This is a genomic window from Fulvivirga kasyanovii (assembly GCF_009711405.1).
In the GTDB taxonomy this organism is placed as follows: Bacteria; Bacteroidota; Bacteroidia; order Cytophagales; family Cyclobacteriaceae; genus Fulvivirga; species Fulvivirga kasyanovii.
Genome location: NZ_SMLW01000243.1, coordinates 1 through 3,028, shown reverse-complemented (window position 1 = coordinate 3,028; position 3,028 = coordinate 1). Strand labels below are relative to the sequence as shown.

The following is a 3,028-nucleotide window of genomic DNA, read 5'->3' as shown; positions in this document are numbered from 1 at the left end:
GGTATATAGAGAGGTCATTTATATTTGTAAAAGAAATTATATTAAGCGTCAGCCCGAATACTTTCTATTGGACTTCGTATAGCGGCCACATAAATAGACCTTATGATTGATAATAGAATAAAAGGCAATAAAATTAGTACTGGTAGTATGAAGAACCAATTACCTATAGAAATTCTGTAGGCATAATTGTCTAACCAGTTATCTGAGATAAAGTAAACAAGAGGTAATGAAAGAATCGCCGATACCAAAAGTAATATGCCGTAGTACTTCAAATGAACTTCAAAAATATTCCAAATGGTAGCTCCCAAAACCTTCCTTACAGCAATCTCTTTTGCTTTTTTCCTAAGGTTAAATTCAGTCATTGTCCAGAGTCCTAAGCAACACAGAACAATGGCTATGAAAGATAGTGCACTAATGATCTTATTAAACACCTTGTCCTGACGATATTGGGCCAAGTATTGCTCTTCTAACAATTGGTAGTCAAATGAAAATTCGGGGTAAATGCGATCATAAACTGCCTTGATCCTTGATATCGTTTGCTGGTTAAAACTCCCCGGCTGAATTTTTATTGAAAAATACCCACTAGGCCATTTTTGATAAACATAAGTGGAGGGCTCAATTTTATCCTTCAAAGACACTTGATGAAAATCATCAATCACACCAACGATTGTATAAGTCTTAACACCATCAAAAAAAATCCTTTTATTCAAAGCTTCTTCAGGTGTTTTAAAGTCAAAAAAATCCAATGCCGATCTATTGATTAATGCCCCTCCATTTCTGTCAGATGGATATTCTTCTGATAAATTTCGTCCTGCTATCAATTTAATACTAAACGTCTCTAGGTAGTCATAATCAATTTGAGTGGCATTCATCATAATTGATTTTTGCGAACCTTCTTTATTAACTACCTTGGTTGTTAAAACTTGCTTTCCTGGCACATAGGAACTTGTGACACTTTGTACTTCAGGATAATTTAATAATTCTGATCTGAAATTTTTACTCCTTCTATCTTCTAGCTCAACTTTATCTGTAACTAATAACACACTTTCAATTTTCACTCCCAAATCATTATTCACCATAAAATCAAACTGCTTGAAAATGGTAAATGTTAAAGCTATAAAGCCTACACATAAAAACAACTGGATAGATATAAACAGAGTATTAGCATTCACCACTTTTTGCTTTCTTACCATTTCACCTTTCAACAAGGCACTAAGACTATAAGAGAGTATGGCCACTGAAGGTACAGCACTTGCCGACAAAGAGGAAATGAATATTACACTTAATAAAACTGTAAAGAAAGTAAGGCTCAAGTCTCCATTAGCTCCAACTCCTGCATCAAAAAGGTTACTAATTTGTGGAATCGAAAGTAAAACAAAGGCCGCTAAAGCACAGATGACATTGAAAATAACTGACTCCAAAAAGAATTGTTTTACGAAGCTGGCTTTGACCGCCCCAAAAAGCTTCCTTATTCCCACTTCTTTGGTTCTGTTAAATAATTTTGTGCTTGATATGTTAACATAATTGATAAGAGAAATTACAACTATGGAAATTGAGACAAGAAGCAGGAAATGCATCAATTCCAAATTACCTCGGTCAAGATAATCATAAGTCAGTTTGCCTGATCTTAAGTGCATATCATCAATCGGCTGCAGCTCATATTTTACTTTTCTGCCTGCCTCGAAATTATGATTATCATAGTGCAATTGAGTTAGCCAGTGAGAAAAACTGTTCAAATTGACAGACTTATCAAGTTTTAGGAACAAACCAAAAACAGTGTTATTTTCCCAGTCCATATTTCTTAAATATGGAAATGTCTCCATCGAAAGTAATATTTCAAATTGGAAACTAGAGTTCTGGGGAATGTCTTTTAATACGCCCCCAATCGTTACTTCGGTACCCTCGTTCCAACTCAGAACTTTTCCTACAACATTGTCAACTTGGCCAAATATCTTTTGTGAGAAACTCTCAGTAATAAAACAAGTATTTATGTTTTTCAGCGATGATTTATTTCCATGGAGTATCTCGAAATTCATTACATCAAGAAAACTTGCGTCTACATAATAAGATCTTTCGGTTGTTCGAAAATATTTTTGGTCAAAAGCTACATTCACACCGGGCCAGTTTTCTAATGTTCTGGCAAAATCCTGAACTCCTGAATAATCCTTACAATACTCTCCCATAAGTTTGGGAACACAAGGCCAGTAGTTCTCTAATTCACCATCAGCATAGGAAGTGGACAATACTCTATATACATTGTCCTTGTTACTATGAAACTTATCGAAACTAGATTCGAATATCAGCACTTGTAAAATAGCTATAAATGCGGCCAGTGCTAGGGTAATACCAATCATACTTACGACACTTATAGTCAAGTTCTTTTTGGTATCCTGTATAAAAGTTCTTAAATAATTTTTAAGCATATTATTTTAATTGCAATAATAATATAAGAAGAAAAACTCTTTCTTCTTATAAAGGATCGATCTGTAGAATACAAGTTCCTTATTAATTCATGATACTCTTCAGCAAAGCGGACAAGAGATATCATCAATAATATCAAGCGCTCCAACTTTATGATCCAACAAGAAGTGGTCTATTAGTATCCATGGTTACTAGATGATCAAAATGATGATAAACATTTTCACACTCAACACGAAAAACTTCTTTTCTTTATATTCATCTCTAATTGTTGCCAATTCATCACGAATCTCCCGAAAGCTGGATATCAACTCAGACTTTATTTTTCTTGTTTATTTTGAATAGCAATGATTAGTAATTCTAACTTTAAAGTTCATACCCTTTGTTGAATTCTACACGCCATTCCAGCCTGGAAAGATCTTTATCCTCATTAAGTCTATAGTTAAGACCATTATGAATACTCAACTCTTCCCATATTTCATCTAGTTTTGATTTACTAGCTGGGGTCAAGAAAAAGATTGCCGCAGTTAATCTGGTTAGGATTTCTTCATAGGGCAATTCCCATTCGGCAATGACACCTTTTTTTTCCATTTTTTCCATATGTTCTTTA

At 34.1% G+C, this 3,028-nt stretch carries 2 protein-coding genes; both read right to left on the bottom strand.

Translation table 11 applies throughout. The annotated features are described in order from the left end of the window. Nucleotides 1–41: 41 nt before the first annotated feature. A complete protein-coding gene (locus tag E1163_RS01360; RefSeq protein ID WP_155168731.1) occupies nt 42–2,423 on the bottom strand; it encodes an ABC transporter permease in 2,382 nt (793 codons plus the stop codon). 361 nt (nt 2,424–2,784) lie between these two features. Beyond that, nucleotides 2,785–3,028 (bottom strand): hypothetical protein (locus E1163_RS01355; protein WP_221417898.1); only part of this gene is annotated, 244 nt, incomplete at its 5' end.